General features: G+C 76.1%; 18 protein-coding genes. 12 read left to right on the forward strand and 6 right to left on the reverse strand.

Annotated elements, in window-relative coordinates:
- Positions 1-120 precede the first annotated feature (120 nt).
- The 4 genes from ACIQVZ_RS22745 (at position 121) to ACIQVZ_RS22760 (ending at position 3,764) form a co-directional block, all read left to right on the forward strand.
- A complete protein-coding gene (locus ACIQVZ_RS22745; protein ID WP_208869038.1) occupies positions 121-537 on the forward strand; it encodes a molybdopterin-binding protein in 417 nt (138 codons plus the stop codon).
- Between the two features lie 99 nt (positions 538-636).
- Positions 637-1,398 carry a glycerophosphodiester phosphodiesterase gene (locus ACIQVZ_RS22750; protein WP_402452451.1) on the forward strand — a complete coding sequence of 254 codons (762 nt, stop codon included), beginning with the start codon at positions 637-639 and terminating at the stop codon, positions 1,396-1,398.
- A gap of 251 nt (positions 1,399-1,649) precedes the next feature.
- The gene (locus tag ACIQVZ_RS22755; RefSeq protein WP_402452453.1) at positions 1,650-2,792 is read left to right on the forward strand and encodes an AI-2E family transporter; all 1,143 of its coding nucleotides are present in this window, start codon (positions 1,650-1,652) and stop codon (positions 2,790-2,792) included.
- A 78-nt stretch (positions 2,793-2,870) separates the two neighbouring features.
- Entirely contained in the window at positions 2,871-3,764 is an 894-nt protein-coding gene (locus ACIQVZ_RS22760) for a virginiamycin B lyase (protein ID WP_402452454.1), read from the forward strand.
- Here the strand turns inward: ACIQVZ_RS22760 and ACIQVZ_RS22765 are convergent.
- From ACIQVZ_RS22765 to ACIQVZ_RS22775, 3 genes are read right to left on the reverse strand one after another with little or no spacing between them, the layout of a single operon-like run.
- Positions 3,755-4,312 carry a GAF domain-containing protein gene (locus tag ACIQVZ_RS22765; protein WP_350879761.1) on the reverse strand — a complete coding sequence of 186 codons (558 nt, stop codon included), beginning with the start codon at positions 4,310-4,312 and terminating at the stop codon, positions 3,755-3,757. The two genes, ACIQVZ_RS22760 and ACIQVZ_RS22765, sit on opposite strands and share 10 nt — an antisense overlap.
- A complete protein-coding gene (locus ACIQVZ_RS22770) occupies positions 4,296-5,237 on the reverse strand; it encodes a S8 family peptidase (protein ID WP_402452455.1) in 942 nt (313 codons plus the stop codon). The genes ACIQVZ_RS22765 and ACIQVZ_RS22770 overlap by 17 nt, the downstream gene beginning before the upstream one ends.
- A complete protein-coding gene (locus ACIQVZ_RS22775) occupies positions 5,234-8,344 on the reverse strand; it encodes an adenylate/guanylate cyclase domain-containing protein (RefSeq protein WP_402452456.1) in 3,111 nt (1,036 codons plus the stop codon). The genes ACIQVZ_RS22770 and ACIQVZ_RS22775 overlap by 4 nt, the downstream gene beginning before the upstream one ends.
- A 393-nt stretch (positions 8,345-8,737) precedes the next feature.
- Between ACIQVZ_RS22775 and ACIQVZ_RS22780 the strand changes: the two genes are divergently transcribed.
- From ACIQVZ_RS22780 to lanKC, 3 genes are all read left to right on the forward strand, one after another.
- Positions 8,738-8,911 (forward strand): hypothetical protein, encoded by a 174-nt coding sequence (locus tag ACIQVZ_RS22780; RefSeq protein WP_350879764.1) that lies wholly within the window; start codon positions 8,738-8,740, stop codon positions 8,909-8,911.
- A 141-nt stretch (positions 8,912-9,052) separates the two neighbouring features.
- A complete protein-coding gene (locus ACIQVZ_RS22785; RefSeq protein ID WP_402452458.1) occupies positions 9,053-10,309 on the forward strand; it encodes an MFS transporter in 1,257 nt (418 codons plus the stop codon).
- 79 nt (positions 10,310-10,388) lie between these two features.
- A complete protein-coding gene (gene lanKC, locus ACIQVZ_RS22790) occupies positions 10,389-13,022 on the forward strand; it encodes a class III lanthionine synthetase LanKC (RefSeq protein ID WP_402452459.1) in 2,634 nt (877 codons plus the stop codon).
- Here lanKC and ACIQVZ_RS22795 read toward each other — a convergent pair.
- On the reverse strand, positions 13,015-14,841 hold the full coding sequence (locus ACIQVZ_RS22795) for a BTAD domain-containing putative transcriptional regulator (RefSeq protein WP_402452460.1): 1,827 nt from the start codon (positions 14,839-14,841) through the stop codon (positions 13,015-13,017). The genes lanKC and ACIQVZ_RS22795 overlap by 8 nt on opposite strands.
- 693 nt (positions 14,842-15,534) lie before the next feature.
- Here ACIQVZ_RS22795 and ctaD point away from each other — a divergent pair.
- The 4 genes from ctaD (at position 15,535) to ACIQVZ_RS22815 (ending at position 19,169) form a co-directional block, all read left to right on the forward strand.
- Positions 15,535-17,181 (forward strand): cytochrome c oxidase subunit I, encoded by a 1,647-nt coding sequence (gene ctaD / locus ACIQVZ_RS22800; protein WP_402452566.1) that lies wholly within the window; start codon positions 15,535-15,537, stop codon positions 17,179-17,181.
- 121 nt (positions 17,182-17,302) lie between these two features.
- The gene (locus ACIQVZ_RS22805; protein WP_363621700.1) at positions 17,303-17,830 is read left to right on the forward strand and encodes a hypothetical protein; all 528 of its coding nucleotides are present in this window, start codon (positions 17,303-17,305) and stop codon (positions 17,828-17,830) included.
- 162 nt (positions 17,831-17,992) lie between these two features.
- Positions 17,993-18,709, forward strand: coding sequence for a response regulator transcription factor (locus tag ACIQVZ_RS22810; RefSeq protein ID WP_350879770.1), 717 nt, complete (start codon positions 17,993-17,995; stop codon positions 18,707-18,709).
- A gap of 79 nt (positions 18,710-18,788) precedes the next feature.
- Positions 18,789-19,169, forward strand: coding sequence for a pyridoxamine 5'-phosphate oxidase family protein (locus ACIQVZ_RS22815; RefSeq protein ID WP_402452462.1), 381 nt, complete (start codon positions 18,789-18,791; stop codon positions 19,167-19,169).
- A 7-nt stretch (positions 19,170-19,176) separates the two neighbouring features.
- On the opposite strand, the gene ACIQVZ_RS22820 is transcribed toward ACIQVZ_RS22815, so the two are convergent.
- The gene (locus ACIQVZ_RS22820; RefSeq protein WP_350879772.1) at positions 19,177-20,448 is read right to left on the reverse strand and encodes a hypothetical protein; all 1,272 of its coding nucleotides are present in this window, start codon (positions 20,446-20,448) and stop codon (positions 19,177-19,179) included.
- 157 nt (positions 20,449-20,605) lie between these two features.
- Here ACIQVZ_RS22820 and paaI point away from each other — a divergent pair, with 157 nt between their 5' ends.
- Entirely contained in the window at positions 20,606-21,016 is a 411-nt protein-coding gene (gene paaI / locus ACIQVZ_RS22825; RefSeq protein WP_350879773.1) for a hydroxyphenylacetyl-CoA thioesterase PaaI, read from the forward strand.
- 80 nt (positions 21,017-21,096) lie between these two features.
- Here paaI and ACIQVZ_RS22830 read toward each other — a convergent pair whose 3' ends face one another.
- On the reverse strand, positions 21,097-22,356 hold the full coding sequence (locus ACIQVZ_RS22830) for a phenylacetate--CoA ligase family protein (RefSeq protein WP_350879774.1): 1,260 nt from the start codon (positions 22,354-22,356) through the stop codon (positions 21,097-21,099).
- Positions 22,357-22,363: the final 7 nt, after the last annotated feature.

Genomic DNA, 22,363 nt, shown 5'->3' on the forward strand with positions numbered 1-22,363 from the left:
CGGCCGCCGGTACGGCAGGATGACGGCGACGGCCCGCCGCGCGTACGGCGTCCCCGTTCCCGTCCCACGTTCCCCGGGTCAGCCCCGGGGCGGTCCCCGAGTCAGTGTCAGGAGTCGCACATGGGCCAGTCCGAGGCGCCGGTCAACCCGTACCGCATCGGTGAAGCCGCGGCGCTGCTCGGGGTCAGTGCCGACACCATGCGGCGCTGGGTGGACGCGGGGCGGGTCGCGGCCGAGCGGGACGAGCACGGCCACCGGATCATCCCCGGCGTCGACCTCGCCGCCTTCGCCCGTGAGCTGGCCCGCCCGGAGAACGCCGAGGCCGAGGGCCGTCCGTCCTCGGCCCGCAACCGCTTCCCCGGGATCGTCACCCACGTGGTGCTCGGCGACGTCGCCGCCCAGGTGGAGGTCCAGGCCGGGCCCTTCCGGGTGGTGTCGCTGATCAGCCGGGAGTCGGCGGAGGAGCTGAACCTCGTCCCCGGCGCTCCCGCCACCGCGGTCATCAAGTCCACCAATGTGATGATCGAGCGGCGTTAGGCCCAGCCTGACCCGCACGGCACGCCCCACCGGGTGCCGCGCGCCGACGGCGTGCCGAGCCCCGTCCGTACCGGTTCCGAACGAGAGGCCCCGCCCGGGATGTCCCACCCGCATCTGCCGACCACCCAGAGCGCCGTCCGCGCGGTCGGGGAACCGGCCACCGACCGCCGCCGGGTGCTCGCCGTCGCGCACCGCGGCGACCCGTACCGCCACCGCGAGAACACCCTGCCCTCCGTCGAGTCCGCGCTCGCCGCCGGCGCCGACGCCGTCGAGGTGGACGTCCAGCTCACCCGCGACCGGGTGCCCGTCCTGCTGCACGACCACACCCTGGAACGCCTCTGGGGCGACCCGCGGTCGATCGGCCGGGTCACCACCGCGCAGCTCGACGAGCTGCGCCAAGGGCCGCTCGCCGTCCCGACCCTCGCCGAGACGATCAAGGTCGTCGCGGCCGCCGAAGGCCCCCGGCTGCTCATCGACCTCGACGACCCCGGCCCCGTCGCCGCCACCTGGTCCGTCGTCACCGGCCTCGGCGCCGAAGGGCTGGTCTCCTTCTGCGGCCCCGCCACCGCGATGTTCGCCGTCCGCGCGCTGGCGCCCGGCGCCGAGATCGCCCTCACCTGGAAGGAGCCCCGGCTGCCCGTCCGGGCCCTGCTGGACGACCTGCGCCCGCGCTACCTCAACCCGCCGTTCGGCCTGGTCACCCCCGAGTTCGTCGCCGCCGCGGCGGACGCCGGGCTCGCCGTCTCCACCTGGACCGCCGACCTGCGCCGCACCATGCGCCGGCTGCGCGACACCGGGGTCGCCTCCATCACCAGCAACCGGATCGGCGTGCTGCGCGCCGTCCTGGACGGCCGCCGCTGAGCGTGCCGTTTCCAGGCGAACTGAGGTCCGGCGCTCGAACGCGTCCGCCAGGGCGCTTCGTCCGATGAGGTGAGCTCCACCGGCTGCTCTGTACGCGACGGACGGGGGCGGATTGAATCGGCTCCACCCTTGATCGGCCGGACGGCGGCGTGCCGTTGTCGCCGAGGGGACGGCCGGAAGCGGGCACGCTGACGGATCGTCCGTCGAGACGGGGCGATTCGGACTCGTCGACGAGCCAGGCGGAGGTGGCCGTGCCCGAGGAGCACCCGGCCGGGGAGGGCCCGGCGGCGGAGCCCCGGTTCGTGGGCGGGGCCGCGCCGGACCCCCGCAGGCCGTACCTGATGCTGCCGCCGGTGGTCCGGCAGGCGGCCGCCTGGGCGGCGGCGGTGATCCTGCTGCTCGCCCTCGCCTCGCTGCTGGTCTTCGCGCTGGTCGAGCTGCGGGCCGCGACCGTGCCGGTGGTGCTGGCGCTGCTGGGGGCCTCGCTGCTCTACCCGGCGGTGCCGTGGCTGGTCCGGCGGGGTGTGAACCGGGGGCTGGCCGCCGGGCTCACCTGCGTGCTGCTGGTCGCGGCCGTCTGCGGGGTGATCGCGCTGCTGGTCAACGCCCTGGTGCACAGCGCCCCGCAGATCGCCGAGTCCCTCCAGCAGGCGGGCAACCAGCTCGCCGCGTGGCTCGGCCCGACCGGGGAGAAGATCCGGCACGCGCTGGACAACGCGAAGGGGGAGACCAACTCGCTGGTCTCGACCGTCACCAACGGTGTGCTGTCCGGGCTGGGCCTGGCGACCCAGCTGATCGCCGGCGGCGTGCTGGCGCTCGCCCTGGTGTTCTTCTTCCTCCGGGACGGCCACCGCACCGGCGACACGATCCGCTCCTACCTGCCCGAGCGCAGCGCCGAGACCGTGATCGCCTGTGCCGAGCGGGCCTTCGACGCGATGGCCGGCTTCATGCGCGGCACCACGCTGATCGCGCTGATCGACGCCACCTTCATCACCATCGGCCTGGTGGCGCTCGGCGTGCCCGGCGCGCCGGGGCTGGGCGCGCTGGTGTTCATGGGTGCCTACATCCCGTTCGTCGGGGCCTTCCTGTCCGGGGCGGTGTCCGTGCTGGTCGCGCTCGCCGACGGCGGGATCGGGACGGCGCTGTGGGCGCTCGGCGTGGTGATGGCGGTCCAGCTGTTCGAGGGCAACGTCCTCCAACCCCTCATCCAGAGCCGGACGGTGGAGCTGCACCCGGCCACCATCATGGTCGCGGTGGTGGCCGGCTCCGGGATCGCCGGCATCCTCGGGGCGCTGCTCGCCGTCCCGGTGTGCGCCGCCGGCGTGGGCATCGTCTCCGTCCTGCGCGGCGTCCCCGCCCCGCGGGCCGCCCGCCGCGCGGGGAACGGGGTGTAATCCGGTTGCCGGGGGCGGAGAGGCCGTGCGAGGATCGCTAATGCGACGACAGTCGCAATAGCGAGGGCGGGGGTTCGCATGGCACGGATCGCGGAGCTGATCGAGGTCGCCGAGGAGGGGGCCGGACCGTACGGGGTCGTCGTGGGGCCGGACGGGGGCGTGTGGTTCACGCTGGTGCACGCCGGGGAGATCGGACGGCTGGCGGCGGACGGCACGGTCGCGCGCTACGGCCTCGGGGCGCCGCAGTGCGGGCCCGCGGTGCTCACCGTCGGCCCGGACGGCGCGCTCTGGTTCACCCGGATGCGCGACCACCGGATCGGACGGATCGACACCGACGGGAAGGCGTCCTCCTTCCCCGTCCCGACGGCGGGCGCCGGGCCGTACGGGATCGCGGCGGGGCCCGACGGGGCGCTCTGGTTCACCGAGCTGAACGCCGACCGGATCGGGCGGATCACCGTCGAGGGCGAGGTGACGGAGTACCCGCTGCCGCGGGCCGGGGCCTTCCCGTCGTTCATCACGGCGGGCCCGGACGGCGCGCTCTGGTGCACGCTCAACCAGGCGGACGCCGTCGCCCGGACCACCGTCGGGGGCGAGGTGACCGTCCACCCGCTGCCCACCGGGGGCACCGCCCCGGTCGGGATCGCCGCCGGGGCGGACGGCGCGCTCTGGTACGTCGGCATCGGCGGCGGGCTGGTCGGCCGGATCACGGTGGACGGCGAGGTCACCGAGTACCCGCTGGCCGACCGGGCGGCCCGGCCGCACGCGATCACCTGCGGCCCGGACGGCCGGCTCTGGTTCACCGAGTGGGGCGCCGGCCGGATCGGAGTGCTCGGCCCGGACGGGCTGCTCGACGGCCACCAACTGCCCGGCCCGGCCGCCGAGCCGCACGGCATCGTCGTCGGCCCGGACGGCGCGGTGTACGCGGCGCTGGAGCGCGGATCGATCGCGAGGTTGGCGCCGCGTCAGGGCTGACGGCGCAGCAGCTCCTCCAGGTCGGCCAGCAGGTCGAGGGCGGCGGCGCGGTCGGGCACCGCCGCCGGGGCCGGGGAGCGCTCGGCGATGACCCGCAGGGCGGCGGCGGCCTGGCGGGCGAACAGGGCGAGCAGGTCCAGCTCGGGCAGGCTGGACCGGGCCTGCGGGGCCGGGTCCAGCACCTCCAGGACGCCCAGCACCCTGCTGCCGTGCGTCAGCGGCGCCGCCATCAGCGCGTTCGGAACGTACGCGGTGGACTCGGCGAAGGCCCGGTCGAAGGTGCGGTTCGCGCCCAGGTCGTCGACCACCATCGGCTCGCCCGAGGCGGCGACCCAGCCCGCGATGCCGCTGCCCGCCGGGAAGCGGCGGCCCACCAGGGACTCCTCGCCGCGCCCCGAGACGGCCTGGAACACCAGCTCCCCGGCCGCCTCGTCGAGCAGGCAGACCGAACCGGCCTCGGCACCGAAGATCGCTCGGGCCACGTCCACCACGGACTGCAGCAGTTCGCGGGCCAGCGGGTCGACGGCGGGATCAGTGCTGAGGGTCATCGGGCGCCTCCGTGATGGGGGTGGACGGGGTGGGCCCGGTCGTCGAACTCCCGCCCGGGGGACGGCGAGGACCGGCACCGGGGCCGACCTGGACGTTGGCCGCGGTGAGGTAGAGCGCGCTCTTCAGCTGGAAGGTCGTCAGCCTCGGGTGGCCGGACAGGATGCGGGCGCACAGCCCGGCGACGTACGGGGTGGCGAAGCTGTTGCCGGTGGTGCGGATGGTGGAGCCGCCGAGCCAGGGGACCCGGACGTTCTGGCCCGGGGCGAAGAACTCGACCGGCGGCGCCGGGTTGTACAGGTGCAGGGCCGGGTCCTCCTCCTGGTGGCTGCCGACCGAGATCACCGAGGAGAACCGCCAGGGGTAGCTCTCCACCGGGGTGTTGTGCGCGGAGGCGACGATCGCGGTGCGGGCGAAGAAGGCGTCGTCGGCGATCGCGTGCAGCTCCTCCAGGAAGCGGGTCCGGGTGGTGGAGAGACTGAGGTTGACGACGTCGAAGCCCTGCTCGACGGCCCAGCGCAGCCCGGTGATCAGCATGTCGCCGGTGCCGGTGAAGCGTTCGCCGAGCACCCGGACGCTGTACAGCTCGCAGTCCGGGGCGGTGCGGCGGATGATGCCCGCGCAGGCGGTGCCGTGGCCGCAGGTGTCGCCGGTGCGGTCGGGGCGGACCACCAGCTCCCGGGTCGTCGGGTCCTTGACGACCACCCAGGAGCCGTTCAGCGGGCCGACCAGCGGGTGGTCCGGCTCGATGCCGGAGTCCACGACGCACACCCGCACGCCCTTGCCGGTGCCCCCGCCGTCGAGGGCGCCGTCGGGGCCGGTGGTGTCGGGGCCGGTGGTGTCGTGGGCGGTGGTGTCGGCGAGCACCGGCAGGTCCGCGGCGGCCCGGCCGCGCAGGCTCCAGGTGAGGCCGGCCGGGCCGCTCACCGGGCGTCCCCGAGCCGCTCGGCCCGGCGCACGCCCGGCAGGTGGCCCTTGGCGGCGAACCGGTCCCGGGCGGTGGCGGCCGCGACGGCGGCCTCGGCGCGCCGGTCGAGCAGCAGCAGCGCGTGGGCGCGGTCCAGCGCGGTGAGCGCCTGGAGCAGCAGCGACTCGGTGGCCTCGGCCGCCCGCGCGGCGGCCGCGGTCAGCTCCAGCGCCGGGTCGGCCTCGCCCCGGGAGGCGGCGAGCCGGCCGCGCAGCGCGTCCAGCTCGATCGCCAGCACCGGCGGCAGCGCGGCCGCGGCGTCGACGCCGTCCAGGTGGCGGGCGGCCGGGCCCGGGCGGTCGGCGTCCAGCAGGGCGCGGGCGGTGGTGAGGGCGAGCCGGGGCAGCGGGGCGGAGTTGCCCAGCCGGCGGGCGACCTCGGCGGCGTCGGCGAGCAGGTCCAGCGCCTGCGCGGTCTGGCCGGTGGCCGCCGCGGCCTGGGCGGTCAGGGCCGGCAGCGAGATCATCGCGTCGGCCAGCGACAGCTCGCCCGCCAGGCCGTTGGCCTCGGCCAGCAGCAGTTCGGCCTCGCCGGGCCGGTCGCGCAGGGCGAGCAGGACGGCCAGCGGGCCGTTGAGCGCGACCCGCACCGTCCGGTGGCCGGCGCCGTGCCCGGCCAGCAGGGCCCGCAGCCGGAAGACGGCGTTCGGGACGGGCTCGGGGCCCGCCAGCAGGGAGGCGGCCAGCGCGGCCAGCACGGCGGCCCGGTCCAGCTCGGCGTCGGTGCGGGCGGCGTGGTCGAGGGCGTCGTCCAGCAGCCGCTCCGCCTCGGTGTGCCGGCCCGCCAGCAGGTGCTCCTCGGCCAGACGCAGCCCGGCCCGGGCCTGGCCCAGGTCGTCCCGCAGGTCGATGAAGAGCGGGAGGACAGCGCGGGCGGTGGCGGCGGGCTGCTCCGGGCCGGGCGGCAGGCCGCGCGCGGCCAGCGCGAGCCGGGCGTGCGCGGCGTCCAGCGGGTCGGCGGCCGAGTCGCGGACCTGCGCCAGGACGGGCAGGGCCTCGTCGGCCCGGCCGAGCGCCAGCCGGGCCTCGCCGAGGCGGCGCAGCGCCGGGCCTGCGGTGCGCTCGTTCGGGTAGTGCAGCCGGACGGCGCGCTCCAGCAGGTCGGTGGCGGCGGGCAGGTCGGCGTGGGCGAGGGCGTGGGCGCCGGCCACGCCGAGGGCGGCCGCCGCGCGGGTGCGCAGGGCGTCCGTCCGGGCGTCCAGCAGGCCGAGTTCGAGCCGGTAGCGGTGGGCGCGCTCCAGGTGGCCGCCGACGGCGGCGTCCCCGGCGGCGCGGACGGCCGGCAGGTCGGCGGCGCGTTCGTGGCGCTCGGCGCGGGCCCGCTTGGACATCGACTGGTAGACCGACTCCTGGACCAGGCCGCTGCTGAACCGGAAGCTGGTGCCGGCCGCTTCGACCAGGCGGCGCTCGGTCAGCCGGGTCAGCGCGGCGTGCAGCCGCGGCGGGGTGTCGTCACCCGCGGGCAGGCCCGGGAGGCCGTCGAACGGGCCGGTGAAGACGTCGTCCTCCGGGTCGGCGAAGGCGTCCTGGTCGGCGCCGCCGTGGGCGAGCTGGGCGAGTTCGGCGGCGGTGAAGGCGCGGCCGAGCACGGCGGCCAGGTCCAGGGTGGTGCGCTCGTCGCGCTCCAGGTCGTCGATCCGCGCACTGAGCAGCGCCCGGCCGGTGGGCGGGAGTTCGTCGGCGAGCGCGGGGCCGTCCGCCTCGGTGAGGGCGGCCAGCAGCTCCTCCAGGTGCAGCGGGTTGCCCTCGGCGCGCTCCAGCAGCCGGGTCGGCACCGCGTCCTGGTGGGCGCTCAACTCCGTCAACTGGGCTGCCAGCAGAGCTGATTCGTCCCAGGACAGGCCGCCGACCGGCAGCGCCGGCAGCTCCGGGCGGGAGGCCGGTAGCTCCGGCCGGGCCAGGCACAGCAGCAGCACCGGGGCCTGGCCGAGGGCGGCGACCAGCCGCTCGACGGCGTCCAGCAGCACCGGGCCGGCCCACTGGCAGTCGTCCAGGACCAGCACGGCCGGGCGCTCGACGGTCCGCCCGCGCAGGATCGCGGCCAGCCGGTCCAGGGACTGTTCGGCGCTCACCCCGGGCGCGGTGGCCTGCGCCAGCCGGTCCAGCGCCTCGGCGGGCGCGGGCGCCCCCGGGCCGCCGAGCAGGGCCCCGACGGCCTCCGCGAGCGGGGTCAGGACGCCCTGCTCGCCGTAGCTGCGGCAGCGGCCGGTGCCGCAGCGCGCGGTGTGCCGGCCCGTCCGCTCCTGCCACTCGCGCACCAGCCGGGTCTTGCCGATCCCGGCCTCGCCGACGACCAGCAGCAGTTCGGCGCCCTGGCCGCCGGCCACCCGGACCAGCGCGGCGTCCAGCTGGGCGAGTTCACGCTCCCGCCCGACCAGCGGGACGTCGAACCGGCGCAGCAGCTCGGGGTCGTCCTCGTCCAGCCCGACCAGGCGGTACGCGGTGACCGGCTCGGCCTTGCCCTTGAGCCGCAGCGGGCCGACCTCGTGCACCTGGGCGGCCGGCCCCGCCGCGCGCAGGGTCTGCGGGCCGATCAGCACCTGTCCGGGGGCGGCCTGGGTCTGGAGCCGGGCGGCGATGTTCACGGTCTCGCCGGAGATCAGGGCCTGGCGCGCCGAGGCGTCCGAACCCGCCACCACCTGGCCGGTGTTGACACCGATCCGGACGTCCAGGCGGACCCCGAGGGTGGCGTCCAGCTCGGTGTTGAGGTCCTCCAGGTCCTCCAGCATGGCGAGTGCGGCGGCCAGCGCCCGGTGGGCGTCGTCCTCGCGGATCACCGGGACGCCGAACACCGCCATCACCGCGTCCCCGATGAACTTCTCCAAGGTGCCGCCGTGTGCCTCGATCTGCCGGTGCATCCGTTCGAAGTAGCGCAGGATCACCTCGCGCAGCGTCTCCGGGTCGAGCGCGCCGGACAGGGCGGTGGAGTCGACCAGGTCGCAGAAGACCACCGTCACCAGCTTGCGCTCCTCGGCGGCCAGGTCGAGGGCGGCGGCCCGGGGGGTGCCGCAGGCGGGGCAGAACTGGTCGTTCGTGCTGGCGAGTTGGGCGCAGAGCGGGCAGGGCATGGTGGCAGTCCTTCGCTAGTCCTTCGCGGTGCGGGGAGTGCATCGGGGAGTGTGTGAGGTCGGAGTGCGTGAGGTCGGGGTGCGCATGGAGCCCGGGCAGGCGTGGTCGGAGCCGGGCGTGCGGGCGTGCCGGGTCAGGCTCCCCGGCCCGGCTTCGGGCCCGGTTCGTGGCCGCCTTGCCGGCGGTATGGCCGCAGCCCGGGGCGGGTGCGCAGGGCCGCCGGGCGGGCTCGGCAGGCCGGACGGCGGCGCCGCCGACGCCCCGACCTGCGGCCATACCGGGGCCGTACCGGTTCGCAGGCCGTGCGCAGCCCCGCCTGCCTAACGTCCTCACCACGGCGGGCCACCACCCGTCGAACCCCCACCGATCAACCCAGCGAAAGGAGTTCGGCCATGGCCGAGAACATCGACCCGATCGTCGGCGAGGACAGCGAGGAGACCCCGGAGGTCCAGGCGCACGCCGCCAACGTCCTGGACCTCCAGGCGATGAAGGTCCTCCAGGAGGCCTCCGACGGCAGCTGCTTCAGCCTGATCAGCTACGTCAGCTCCGCCGAGACCTCCGCCTGATCAGCGGCAGGTCGAAGGTGTCCGGCGCGGGGGCGGGCGCACCACCGCCCCCGGCCGCCGGGCAGTGATTGGCTTCCGGGGCGGTCCCGCCGGTGCGGGGCCGCCCCGGCCCGATTCCACCCCCCACCCCGGAGGACGGCCATGGAGCCCACCTCGCTCTCCCGCAACCGGGACTTCCGGCTGCTCTGGGTCGGCGGCCTGATGGCCTCGCTCGGCTCCCAACTCGCCTCGATCGCCCTGCCGCTGCTCGTCCTGCGGGAGACCGGATCGGCCGCCCAGGCGGGCGCCATCGGCACCGTCTCGATCGGCGCGCTGCTGCTCACCATGCTGCCCGGCGGCGTCATCGCCGACCGGATCGAGCGGCGCCGGCTGATGCGGGTGTGCGACGTCGGCAGCCTGCTCGCCGTCACCGCGCTGGTGATCGCCGTCCTGCGCGGCCACACCCCGCTGCCGCTGGTCCTGCTGGTGGCCGCCGCCGGGGCGCTCATCACCAGCGCCTACGGGCCCGCCGCCGGCGGCCTGCTGCGCGCGGTGGTGCCGCGCGAGCAGGTCCGCGCGGCCTCGTCCCGGATGCAGGCGCGCGGCGCCGCCGCCCGGCTGGTCGGGCCGATCGCCGGCGGCGCGCTGTTCGCCTGGCACCCGGTGCTGCCGTTCCTCGCCGAGGGCGTCGGGCTGCTGCTCTCCACCGTCTGCGTCGCGCTGATGCGGACCCGCTCGGTGCCCGCCGCCAGGGGCGGCGCGGCGTTCAGCCGCGGCGAACTGACCGCCGGGCTCAGCTTCATCTGGCACCAGCCCTACCTGCGCACCCTGCTGCTGATCTTCGGGCTCGGGATGAACTTCGCGTTCAGCGCGCTGATGTTCACCACCCTGGCCGTGGCCTCCGACGGCGGCCGCTCCGGGATCGGCGGCGGCACCGTGGTCTCCTGCACCGCGGCCGGCGCCCTGGCCGGCGCGCTGCTCGCCCCGAGGCTGGAGGCCAGGGCGCGCCCCGGGGTGCGCGACGGCAGGCTGGTGGCACTCAGCTGCTGGGCGGCCGCCGCCACCGCCGGGGTGCTGGTGCTCACCCGGATCCCGCTGCTGATCGGGCTGCTCTGCGCGGTGTGCATGTGCCTGTCCACGGTCGCCAGCATCGGCTTCGTCTCCGGCATGCTGCTCGCCGCGCCGCCCGACCGGATCGGCCGGGTGCAGAGCGCCGCCGGTTTCCTGTCCACCCTGGTCCAGCCCTTCGGCCCGCTGGTGGGCGGCGCGCTGCTCGGCGCCCTGGGCGGCACCCGGACCTTCGCCCTGCTGGCGCTCGCCATCTCGCTCTGCGCGGCCGTCGTCACCTGGGCGCCGCCGGTCCGGCGCGGCCCGGCGCCGGCCCCGACACCGCTACCCGCGCCCGCACCCGCGGGCTGAACCGTTCGGCGGCCCGGGAGACGAGCGACCCGGAGAGCTTGGACGAGCCCGGAAGACGACCCGGAACAGGAGGCGCGCCATGGCCGGCGCCCAGGAGACCCAGCTGTACTGCCTCGCCGATCCGACGTACTACGACACCCCCGGCCGGCTCCGCGACCGGGCCGGCCGGTACCGGCTGGGGCTCGGCGCACCGCCCGCCGGGTGGCGGCGCGAGCGGCGCGGGCTGTGGACGGCGCTGCGGCCGGACGGCGCCCGGCTGCCGGAGCAGGGCTGGAAGATCCACGTCTCGACCGTGCCGGAGGAGGCCGAGGCGACCCTGCGGGCCGTCGCGCGGATCTGCCTGGCACGCCGCACGACGTTCAAGTTCCTGCGCAGCGACGAGGCGCTGCGGGTCGCGAACGGCAAGTACATGGGGCGCGGCAGCAGCGGCAAGTTCGTCACCGTCTACCCGGGGTCGGAGGAGGAGTTCCTGGCCGTGGCGGCGGAGCTGGCCGAGGTGCTGGCGGGCCGCCAGGGGCCGTACGTGCTCACCGACCTGCGGATCGGGACGGCGCCGGTGTACGTGCGCTACGGCGCGTTCGTCGAGCTGTGGTGCCAGGACGAGGACGGGCGGGCGGTACCCGCGCTGCGCGACCCGTCCGGCGAGCTGGTCCCCGACCGGCGCGACCCGGTGTTCCAGCTGCCCGCCTGGGTCGAACCGCCCGGGGATCTGCGCCCGCACCTGGCCGCCCGGGAGGCGGCCGGCGGCGACCTGCCGTACCGGATCGTCGAGGTGCTGCAGTTCTCCAACGCGGGCGGGATCTACCTCGCCGAGCACCGGACCACCGGGGAGCGGGTGGTGCTGCGCGAGGCCCGCCCGCACGCCGGGCTGGACGCCGCCGGGGACGACGCCGTCACCCGGCTGCGGCGCGAGCAGTGGGCGCTGGAACGGCTCGCCGGCCTGGACTGCGTGCCCCGGCTGCACGAGGTCCGGACGGTCTGGGAGCACACCTTCCTGGTCCAGGAGCACATCGAGGGCGTCCAGCTGTTCGCCGAGGCGATCCGCCGATACCCGCTGGTGCACCAGAACTGCACCGCCGGGCAGCGCGCCGAGTACGCGCACTGGGTGGCCGGGGTCGTGGCCGGGCTGGAGAAGGCGCTCGGTGCCCTGCACGAGCGGGGCGTCCGGTTCGGCGACCTGCACCCGGCCAATGTGATCGTCCGTCCGGACGGTTCGGTGGTGCTCGTCGACTTCGAGTACGCGGAGGAACTCACCGGCCGCCGTGTCCCGCTCGCCGGCGCGGGCGCGCTGCAGCCCCCGCCCGGGCTCGACGGGGCCGACGCCGACCGCCACATGCTCTGGGCCACCTGGCTGATGCTGCTGATGCCCGTGATGGAGCTGGCCGAACGCGATCCCGGCAAGCTGCCCGCGCTGGAACGGCGGGCACGGCACTGGTTCGGCCTCGGGCCGGAGGACGGACCGGTACGGCCGGGCGCCGTGGCACCGGTGGCGCCGGTGGAACCGGTCGGTGAACGGCGGGTCCGCGAACTCCTCGCCGGGCCCGCCCTCGACGCCGCCAGGAACGAACTCGTCGCCGGCATCCACGCCGGGGCCACCCCCGACCGGCCGGACCGGCTCTTCCCCGGCGACCCGGCCGGATTCGCCGACGGCGGCACCGGCGTCGCCCACGGCGCCGCCGGCGTGCTGTACGCGCTGCACCGCGCCGGGGCGCCCTGCCCCGACGACTACGCGGACTGGCTGATCGCGGCGATGCGGCGGCGCGGCCCGAGGCCGGGCGCCGGCGGGCTCTTCGACGGGCCGCTCGGCGTGGCGGCCGTGCTCGCCCGGGTCGGCCGCGGCGACGAGGCCGCCGAACTGGCCGCGCAGGCCCGGCAGGCCCGGCCCGCGCCCACCGTCGCCCTCCACGGCGGCCGGGCCGGCGCCGCGCTCGCCCGGCTGCGGCTCGCGGACGCCCTCGGCAGCCGGCGCGAACTCGCGGACGCCCTCGCCGACGCGCGGGCGCTCGACGCGGTGCTGCGCGGGCAGACCGTCCCGGGCCTCGGCGCGCCGACGGCGGCCGGACTGCTGTACGGCCTGGCCGGGATCGCCCTCGTCCAGCTGCGGCTGTACCAGCGGACCGGTGAGGACTGGCTGCTGGCCTCCGGGCGCGAGGCGCTGGGGCGGGCCGTGGCGCAGTGCGTGCGGGTGCCCGACGGGTCGGTCCAGGTCCTCGACCGGGGGCGGCGGCTCGCCTACCTCGACCGCGGCAGCAGCGGGATCGCGCTCGTCGCCCGGGAGTACCAGGCGCTCGGCGGCAGCAGGTGGGAGGAGTTCGCGGGGTCGGAGGAGTTCGGCGGGTTCCGGGAGTTCGGCGGGTCCGAGGAGTTCCTCGCCGACGTGCGGCGGGTGTGCGCACCCGGATTCGTCCGCGAGCCCGGGCTGTTCCGGGGCCGCGCCGGGCTGCTGCTGGCGCTGGACCGGCTGGGCGGGGCGGCCGCCCGGGACGCCGTCCGCGAGCAGGTCCGCAAGCTCCAGTGGCACCTGGTCGCGCGGCCGGAGGGGCTGCTCGTCCCCGGGATGCGGCTGCGCCGGTTCTCGGCGGACCTGCACACCGGGGCGGCGGGCGTCCTGCTGGCCCTGCGGGCCGTCGAACAGGGCCTGGAGGGTGGGGAGTTGCTGGACATGCTGACGCTCGGCCCAAGGGGCTCCGGCCGGCGCGGCGGGCTCAGTTGAGGCTGTCGGCCAGTACGGTGCTGTGCTCGCGGGCGTGCAGGTGGGTGAGGCGGGGGAGGGCGTAGAGGGCGGCGTGGGCGGTGACCTCGCCGGTGGGGGAGGTGACGGCGCCGGTGTCGGTGAGGGCCTCCAGGGTGCGCAGGGCGAGGCGTTCGGGGCGGCCGAGGGCGGCGGCGGCCTCGGGGAGGGTGAACAGCAGGGAGAGCGGGAGGGCGGCGAGCCGGCCGAGGGCGAGGCGGCCCTGGTCGGTGAGGTCGCGCCAGCCGGAGTCGAGGCGGGCGCGGACGGTGACGTCCCCGGCGACGAGTTCGTCCAGGGCGCCGGCCGGGTCGGCGAGGCGGGCCGCGTACTCGGCGAGCGGCAGGTGGCGCAGGACGGCGAGCCGGGTGCCGGCGACCCGGACGGCGAGCGGCAGCAGCCCGCAGGCCTCGACGATCCGGGAGGCGGCCGCGCGGTCGGTGCCGGTCCGGCCGGTGCCGACGATCCGGCCGAGCAGGTCGAGCGCCTCGGCGGGGGCGAAGGGCGGCACGGTGACCCGGTGCACCGAGGCCAGTCCGGCGAGTTGGCTGCGCGAGGTGACGAGGGTGGCGCTCGGGCCGAAGCCCGGCAGCAGTTCGCGGACCACGGCCTCGCCGGGGGCGTCGTCGAGGATCAGCAGCATCCGGCGTCCGGCCAGGGAGGCGCGCCAGAGGGCGGCGGCCTGGGCCGGGTCGGCCGGTCTGGGGCCGGATCGGCCGGTGAGGGCGGCGAGTTCGGCGAGGATGTCGGCGAGCGGGCGCGGGGCGCCGTCCTCGGTGCGCAGCCGGAGCAGCAGCCGGCCGTCGGGGAAGCGGTCGGCGAGCAGGTGCCCGGCGTGTACGGCGAGGGCGGTCTTGCCGACGCCGGCCGGCCCGGAGAGGACCGCGACGCGCTCGCCGCCCTCCGCCAACGCGTCGATCAGCTCCCGCAGTTCGTGGCTCCGGCCGGTGAAGTCGGTGGTGTCGGCGGGCAGTAGCGCGCCGCTCGGGCCGGGGTGCTGCGCCGGCCGGGCGGTGGCGGGGCGGGCCGGGCCGTGGGCGAGCAGCTGCCGGTAGCGGGCGGTCAGGGCGGGGCTGGGTTCGAGGCCCAACTCGCGGGCGAGCAGCTGGCGGTGGGTGTCGTAGACGGCGAGCGCCTCGGCCTGCCGTCCGGACAGGTGCAGGGCGTTCATCCGGGCGGCCTGGAGGCGTTCGCGCAGCGGGTGGCGCTCGGCCGGGTCGGCGAGTTCCTCGGCGACGGCGGTGGCGTTGCCGAGCTCCAACTCGGTCTCCGCCCAGTCCTCGTGGACGCCGAGGCAGCGGGCCTCCAGCCGGTCGGCCTCGGCCTGGACGGCGGGCGAGCAGCGCAGGTCGGCGAGCGGCGGGCCCTGCCACAGGTCGAGGGCCTGGCGCAGCAGCCGGGCGGCGGGGGCGAGCGCGCCGCTGTCGGCGGCGGCCCGGCCGGCCCGGGCGAGGGCGCGGAACTGCAGGACGTCGAGCTCGGGTTCGGCGACCCGCAGCAGGTAGCCGCCGGCGGTGTGGACCAGCCGTTCGGGCCCGGGGTCGCGGCCGAGCAGGGTGCGCAGGGTGCAGATGTAGACCTGGAGGTTCTTGCGGGCGGTGCGCGGCGGCTCCTCGGGCCAGACCGCGTCGGTGAGCAGGTCGACCGGGACGGCCGTGTTGGCGCGGCTCAGCAGGACGGCCAGCACCAGCCGCTGCTTCAGCGGGCCGAGGGCGAGCGGGCGGCCGTCCGTTTCGCCGGTCAGCGGGCCGAGGACGGAGAAGCGCGGCCGGGTGGGGGCGGCGGGCTGGGCCAGGGGCATCGGCGTACCTCCGGGGCGTGGGTGGGGGCCAGGGCGTGTCCGAGCGGGGGCGTGACCGGTGCGGTGCGGGCGTGGCCGCAGGCTACTTGACGGCCGATCCGATCTGTAGGGCACGGAATCGGCCTGTTTCGGTCACGTGACCCTCACACTTCGGGCACCTGGGGGAGGCGGCATCCGGGGGAGGGGGCGGCCGGGTGCGGCGGCGGCCGGCGGGCGCGGTGTCGTGGCCGGTGGGGTGGGGTGGGAGGGGCCGGCGGGGTGCGGTGGAGGGCCGGGGCCGGGGGTGCGGGCCCCGGGGCGGGCGGGGCCGGGCGGGGGCGGTCCGGGGCGGGGGCGCCGGGGCGGTTCCGGCGTTCCTCCAGCGGTGCTCGTCGGCGCGGTGAGCGCCGCCCGAGGGGCCGGGGAGGGACCGACGGCCACCGGAGGTCCCGGTCCGGGCGCCGGAACGCGGGCCGTGCGGCCCCGGGGGCGCGGGCCGAACGGCCCTAGGGGGCGGGGGCGGTGCGTTCGGATCATGGATCGCCAGCCATTCGCACGACGTTCCTAAGGAGTGCGTCCTTGAGCGCCACCCCGGCACAGGGCGACCCCACGCCACTGCCAACCTCCGTACCGCAGCCGTCGGTTCGGCCGAAACGGCCCGGTTCGGCCGTGGTCAGACTGCTGACCACCACCGACCACAAGACGATCGGCTCCATGTACCTGGTGTCGGCGTTCGGGTTCTTCCTGATCGGCGGTGTCCTGGCGCTGGTCATGCGCGCCGAACTCGCCCGGCCCGGAACGCAGATCCTCTCCAACGAGCAGTTCAACCAGGCCTTCACCATGCACGGCTCGGTGATGCTGCTGCTCTTCGCGATGCCGCTGTTCACCGGCTTCGCCAACTGGATCATGCCGCTGCAGATCGGCGCCCCGGACGTCGCCTTCCCGCGCCTGAACATGCTGTCCTTCTGGCTGTTCATGTTCGGCTCGCTGATCGCCGCCGCCGGCTTCGCGACCCCGCAGGGCGCCGCCGACTTCGGCTGGTTCCTCTACGCGCCGCTGTCCGACGCCGTCCACTCGCCCAGCGTCGGCGCCGACATGTGGATCATGGGCGTGACGCTCTCCGGCTTCGGCAGCATCCTCGGCGCCGTCAACTTCATCACCACGATCATCTGCATGCGCGCACCCGGACTGACCATGTTCCGGATGTCCATCTTCTGCTGGAACGTGCTGCTCACCTCGGTGCTGGTGCTGCTGGTCTTCCCCGTCCTCGCCGCCGCCCTGCTCGCCCTCGAGTGCGACCGCAAGTTCGGCTCGCACGTCTTCGACCCGGCCAACGGCGGGGCGATGCTGTGGCAACACCTGTTCTGGTTCTTCGGCCATCCCGAGGTGTACATCCTGGCGCTGCCGTTCTTCGGGATCATCTCCGAGATCATCCCGGTCTTCAGCCGCAAGCCGATGTTCGGCTACGCGGGGCTGATCGCCGCCACCGTCGCCATCGCCGGCCTGTCGGTGACGGTGTGGGCGCACCACATGTACGTCACCGGGCAGGTGCTGCTGCCGTTCTTCTCCTTCATGACCTTCCTCATCGCCGTCCCGACCGGGGTCAAGTTCTTCAACTGGGTCGGCACCATGTGGAAGGGCTCGCTCAGCTTCGAGACACCGATGCTGTGGACGGTCGGCTTCCTGGTCACCTTCCTGTTCGGCGGCCTCACCGGCGTGCTGCTCGCCGCCCCGCCGATCGACTTCCACGTCTCCGACTCGTACTTCGTCGTCGCCCACTTCCACTACACGCTGTTCGGCACCGTGGTCTACGCGATGTTCGCCGGCTTCCACTTCTGGTGGCCCAAGATGACCGGCAAGAAGCTGGACGAGCGGCTCGGCCGGATCACCTTCTGGACGCTCACCGTCGGCTTCCACGGCACCTTCCTGGTCCAGCACTGGCTCGGCGCCGAGGGCATGCCCCGCCGCTACGCCGACTACCTGGCCTCGGACGGCTTCACCACGCTCAACACCCTGTCCACCATCTTCTCCTTCCTGCTCGGGCTGTCGATCCTGCCGTTCCTCTACAACATCTGGAAGACGGCCAAGTACGGCGAGCAGGTCGAGGCCGACGACCCGTGGGGCTACGGCCGCTCGCTGGAGTGGGCCACCTCCTGCCCGCCGCCCCGGCACAACTTCGTCCGGCTGCCGAGGATCCGCTCCGAATCCCCGGCCTTCGACCTGCACCACCCCGACATCGCGGCCCTGGACGTCCTGGAGAACACCGGCAAGCCCGCCACCCACCTGGGCGACGTGAGCCCGGCCAAGTACGACCTGCCGCACACCAGGGCGGAGCGGGCGCGGTCCGCCGTGGACAGCTGACCCGAGGCCGGGCGCGCCCCGGCCACCCGCGCCGAACACCCACCCCGACCGCCGTCTCCGCCCGCGCCCCCGTCACGGGCGGGGACGGCCCCCTCCCCTCGCGACCTGGAAGGCCGGCCCCATGACCCACACCGTCCTCGCCATCGGCACCGCCGCGCTCACCGCGAGCGGCTGCGTCTGGTACCTGCCCGCCATCGCCGACCTCCAGGCCGGCGCCGACCGGCCCCGCTCCACCCGCACGGCCGCGGCCGCCTGCGTCCTGTGGTGGGCCGCCCTCGCCATGGCCGGCGGGCTGCTGCTCGCCGTGCCCGACTGGCGGCCCGCCGCGCAGATCGCCCTCGCCGGGCTGGTCGGCGGCGTGGCGCTGCGGGTCCGCGCCCGGTGGGACCGGCGCGGGGAGCAGCACGAGGCCGCCGCCCGCTGGGCGGCCCTGGGCGCCCGGCCGGCGCCGCGCTCCGGCCGCCCCGCCGCCGTCACCCTCGCGGGGTGGCTGGTCGTCGGCGCCGCCGTCGCCTCGCTGGGGGCGGTGGCGATCCTGCTGTCGGACGAGGGCGCCGTCGGCTCCCGGGTGGTGCTCGCGGCGGTCAGCGGGGCCGGGGTGGCGCTGGCCTTCCTGCTGGCGGGCCTCGGCAGCGCGCGGCGGCGCTGACGGCCCCTCCGGTACGGGCGGCGCGGCTCCTTCGGGGGCCGCGCCGCCCGCGCGCTCGCCCGGAATGGGGTCGTTGGGCCCTGGGCCCTGCGGCGGCCGGTGGGCGATGATGCCCTGGGCCCTGCCGGGAGTGTGCGGGGGTGACGAAGGTGGAGCCGCGTGATGGCGACCAAGACGGCGGGCGCCGGGGCACCGGCGCCGGTGCGGGTGTTCCTGCTGGACGACCACGAGGTGGTGCGCCGCGGGGTGCACGACCTGCTGGACGGCGAGCCCGATCTGGAGGTGGTCGGCGAGGCCGCCACCGCCGAGCAGGCGCTCGTCCGGGTGCCCGCGCTGCGGCCCGACGTGGCGGTGCTGGACGTCCGGCTGGGCGACGGCGACGGGGTGTCGGTCTGCCGTGAACTGCGCTCCCGGATGCCCGGCCTGGCCTGCCTGATGCTGACCTCCTTCGACGACGAGGAGGCGCTGCTGGACGCCGTCATGGCGGGCGCCGCCGGGTACGTGCTCAAGCAGATCAGCGGCACCGATCTGGTGGCCGCCGTGCGGACCGTCGCCTCCGGCCGCTCGATGCTGGACCCGGGCGCCGCCACCCGGCTGCTCAACCGCCTGCGCAGCGACGCCGAGCCCGCGCAGCCCGTCACCACCGGGCCCGCGCTGACCGCGCGCGAGCAGGAGGTGCTGGCGTTGATCGGGGAGGGCCTGACCAACCGGCAGATCGGCGAACGGCTCTACCTCGCCGAGAAGACGGTGAAGAACCACGTGTCGCGGCTGCTCGCCAAGCTGGGTGTGGAGCGGCGGGTGCAGGCCGCGCTGATCTCCACCGAACTGCGCCAGGCCGCCGCCGCGCAGCCGGCGCACCTGCGCTCCCTCCGGGGCTGACGCGACGTCCGGGCCCGGGACCCCCGGCGGGACCATCGGCCCTCGCGGCGCCGCCACCGCCGGGGCGAGCATCGAGGGCATGAACGGTGATCACGACCTGCTCGAACTGGACCGGGAGCGGGCGCTGGAACTGCTGGCCAGGGCCGCGGTCGGCCGGGTGGTCTATACCATCCGCGCCCTCCCGGCGGTGCTGCCGGTGTCCTTCCGGCTCGACCTCTCGGACGGCGGCGGAGTGCTGCTCTCGGCCCCGGCCGGCTCCGAACTCGCCCGGGCCGTGGACGACGCCGTGATCGCCTTCGAGGCCGACGAGGTGGACGGCGTGGACGGCTCCGGCTGGTACGTGACCGTCCTCGGCCGCGCCCAGGTCGGCCCCGCCGCCGGCCGCACCCCCGGGGCCGTCCGGATCCGCATCCGCCCCGAACTCGTCGTCGGCCGCCGCCTGCCACCGCGCACCGACTAGGCCTGGCCTAGTGCGGATCGCCCTCGATGCGGCCCGCCAAGGCGCGGACGGTGGGCGGGAGTTGGCGCAGGCGCACGGCGAGCAGCGGGACGGCCAGGGCGAGGTAGACCCAGCTGAGGGCGACCCGGGCGGACTCGCCGGGGAGGGCGAACTGGACGGCGAACAGGGCGAACAGCAGCCCGGCCTTCCAGGGCAGGAACCGCAGGTCGAGCAGGAGCACCACGGCCAGGACGGTCTGCGCGGCGGTCAGCAGCACCTCGTCCACCTGGCGTTCGACCAGCGGGAGGGAGGCCGCGCCGCCGCCGGCCAGGTAGGCGAACGGGAGGCAGCCGATCAGCAGCGTCCACTGGTTGACCTTGCTGGAGAGCAGCGCGCCGAGGCCGTCGTCCCCGCGCAGCCGCCAGGCGAAGACGACCGCGACGATCAGCTCGGGCGCCTCGGAGGCGAGCGGGGCCAGCCACTGCACCAGCAGGAAGCGGTCGATGCCGAGCGAGGCGCCGGCGTCGACCAGCGAGGTGGCGAAGGGCTCGGCGCAGGCGAAGATCACCCCGGCCGCGACCGCGAACACCAGGACGGTGGTCGCCCGGCGGCGCTGCCGCGGGAGGGCGGCCAACCGGGCCGGGACGCCGATGAGTTCCTCCTCGTCCTCCTCGCCGCAGCGGCTGACCCGGAAGAGGTAGTAGCCGTACCAGGCGATCAGGACGACCGCGAGCACCCAGGAGATCTGCCGGGTCAGCGGCATCACGAAGGCCACCAGGGCGGCGGCGCCGAGGAAGGCGGTGTCGATCCGGCGGTGCTCCCGCAGGGTGATCCCGGAGGCGGCGCCGCGCCGCCGGGCGGCGAAGTAGGAGGCCAGGGCGACCAGCGGCCAGCCGACGCCGACCAGCAGCCGGTTGGCGCCGGTCATGTTGGCGGCCGCGTAGGCGGCGTACTCGGGCCGGGTGCCGGCCGCGTACGCGAAGTAGAGGTCGACGGCGTACTCGGGCAGGACGGCGATGAACGCCAGCAGGGCCAGGGCGAGCGGGCCGGAGATGTCGGCCCGGGCGGTCTCCGCGGCCCACATCAGCAGGAGCGCCGCCGCCAGGACGCCGAGGCCGAAGACCACCATGCCGGGCACGGGCGCCAGGTGCACCCCGGCCAGCCGCAGCACCACGGAGGGCAGCGCGCCGGCCACGGCGGCCCCGATCCGCAGGGCCGTCACGGATCCGCTGGGCGGCTGCGCCGACGGGATCTCGGCGGGGCCCGGTGGGGTGGCGGTCGCGGGTGACTTCTGGGCCATCAGCCGTCCTTGCGCTCGGGGAACCTGAGCAGGCTAGGGGCGGCGGGCGGCGGGGCGGGCCGAACGGCGGGGCGGCGCGGCCGAGTTCCCCCGGACGGCGGCCGGGTGCCGTGCTCTACGCTGGCCCGGACGCCGTCGACGGAGGGAACAGGACGCCATGCTCGACCCCGGGACCGCCGCCCTCTACGCGCGGGACGAGACCTGCCGGATGCTGGGCATCGCGCTGGACGAGGTGTCCGCCGGTCGCGCGGTGACGCGGATGACGGTGGCCGCGACGATGGTGAACGGCCACGGGACGGCGCACGGCGGCTTCCTGTTCCTGCTCGCCGACGCCGCGTTCGCGTTCGCCTGCAACAGCCACGGCCCGGTGACGGTCGCGCAGGCGGCGCAGGTCGTCTTCCTGGCCCCGGCGGCGGTCGGGGACGAACTGGTGGCGGAGGCGGTGGAGCGGTCGCGGGCCGGGCGCGGCGGGGTCTACGACGTGACGGTCCGGCGGGCGGACGGGAAGGTCGTCGCCGAGTTCCGCGGGCAGAGCGTGGTGATCGGGGGCCGACCGCAGACCGACTGAGCACCCGGCCCCTACCGCTGCCCGGCCCCCGGCACCGCCGCCCCGGCACCGCCGCCCCGGCCTCCGCCGTCACCGCCCGGTCAGGACCGCGGGCGCTCGTCCAGCACCTGCTGGAGCTTGCCGGTGCGCGGGTTGGTGACCAGTTCGGAGCGCGGCACCCACTCGACCGCGAGGTCGTGGATGCTGCCCAGCGCGACTTCGTCGGGGTAGAGCGGCCGGGCCGTGTACACGGCCTCGACGAGCCGGTCGGCGAGCTCGGGGGCCGGCCGCTGCCCGGTGTAGCCGAGGCGCAGGATCAGGCCGTCGCGCCCGGCCCAGCGGCGCTGCACGAGCTGCATGCCGGTGATGCGGCGCTCCGGGTCGGCGGCGAGCAGGACGGCCCGGATCTCCTCGGTGGGCATGGCGACGGTGCCGACCCGGGCGCCCTCGGTGGAGCGGCCGAGCAGGCGGAAGCGGCGGCAGCGGGCGTCGGTCCACTCGGCACGGTCGCCGGTCGGGTAGCGCAGGATCGGCATCAGGGTGCGGAACAGGTTGGTGACGACGACCCGGCCGGGAGTCCTGGGCGTGGTGATCGTCCTGCCGGTGACGTCGTCGACGAGCTCCACCACCGTGCGGTGCGCGAAGGCCTCGTGCACCCGGACGTCGTCGCCGGGGACGGGCGAGCCGACCAGCCCGGCGTCGTTGGAGGCGTAGCCGACGGAGGCGACGGCGGCGTGGGGGAAGGCCCGGGAGAGGATCGGCCGCAGGTCGGCGAAGAGCAGGTCGCCGCCGAACAGCAGCAGTTCGACCCCGTCGGCCGTCTCCCCGCGCTGGACCAGGCACTCGGCGACGGCGCTGAGCTTCATCGGCTCGCCGGCCAGCACGTGGACGCCGAAGCCGGTGATGAGGTCGGCGATGTACGGGTCGGGGGCGGCGCCGCCGACGCCCAGGCGGACGTTGTCCACGGGGGCGTGGTGCAGGGCGCCCTCGATGTAGAGGAAACCGCCGTAGAGTTCGCCGGCCGTGAACAGGTTGGCGACCCGGTGCCCGGGCCGCAGGCCGGCCCGGACGAGTCCGGCGCCGAAGGCGGTGACCGAGTCGGCGTGCTCGGTGCGGGTCCAGGGCGAGAACTTGGGGACGCCGGTGGTGCCGCCGGTCTTGTAGATGCCGGCGTCGCTGAGCGGGCCGGTCAGGACGCGGTTGTCGGGCCAGGTGTTGGCGGCCCAGAAGGCGGCCTGGTCGATGACGGGGAGCTGGTCGAGGCGCTCGGCGGCGGGGGGCAGGTCGCGGTACAGCTCGGCGTAGAACGGCGAGTTGGCGCGGGCGAAGGCGATCAGCTCGGCCAGGGGCTTGGCGGGCATGGTGGTC

Origin of the sequence: Kitasatospora sp. NPDC098663 (assembly GCF_044760075.1) — a bacterium.
In the GTDB taxonomy this organism is placed as follows: Bacteria; Actinomycetota; Actinomycetes; order Streptomycetales; family Streptomycetaceae; genus Kitasatospora.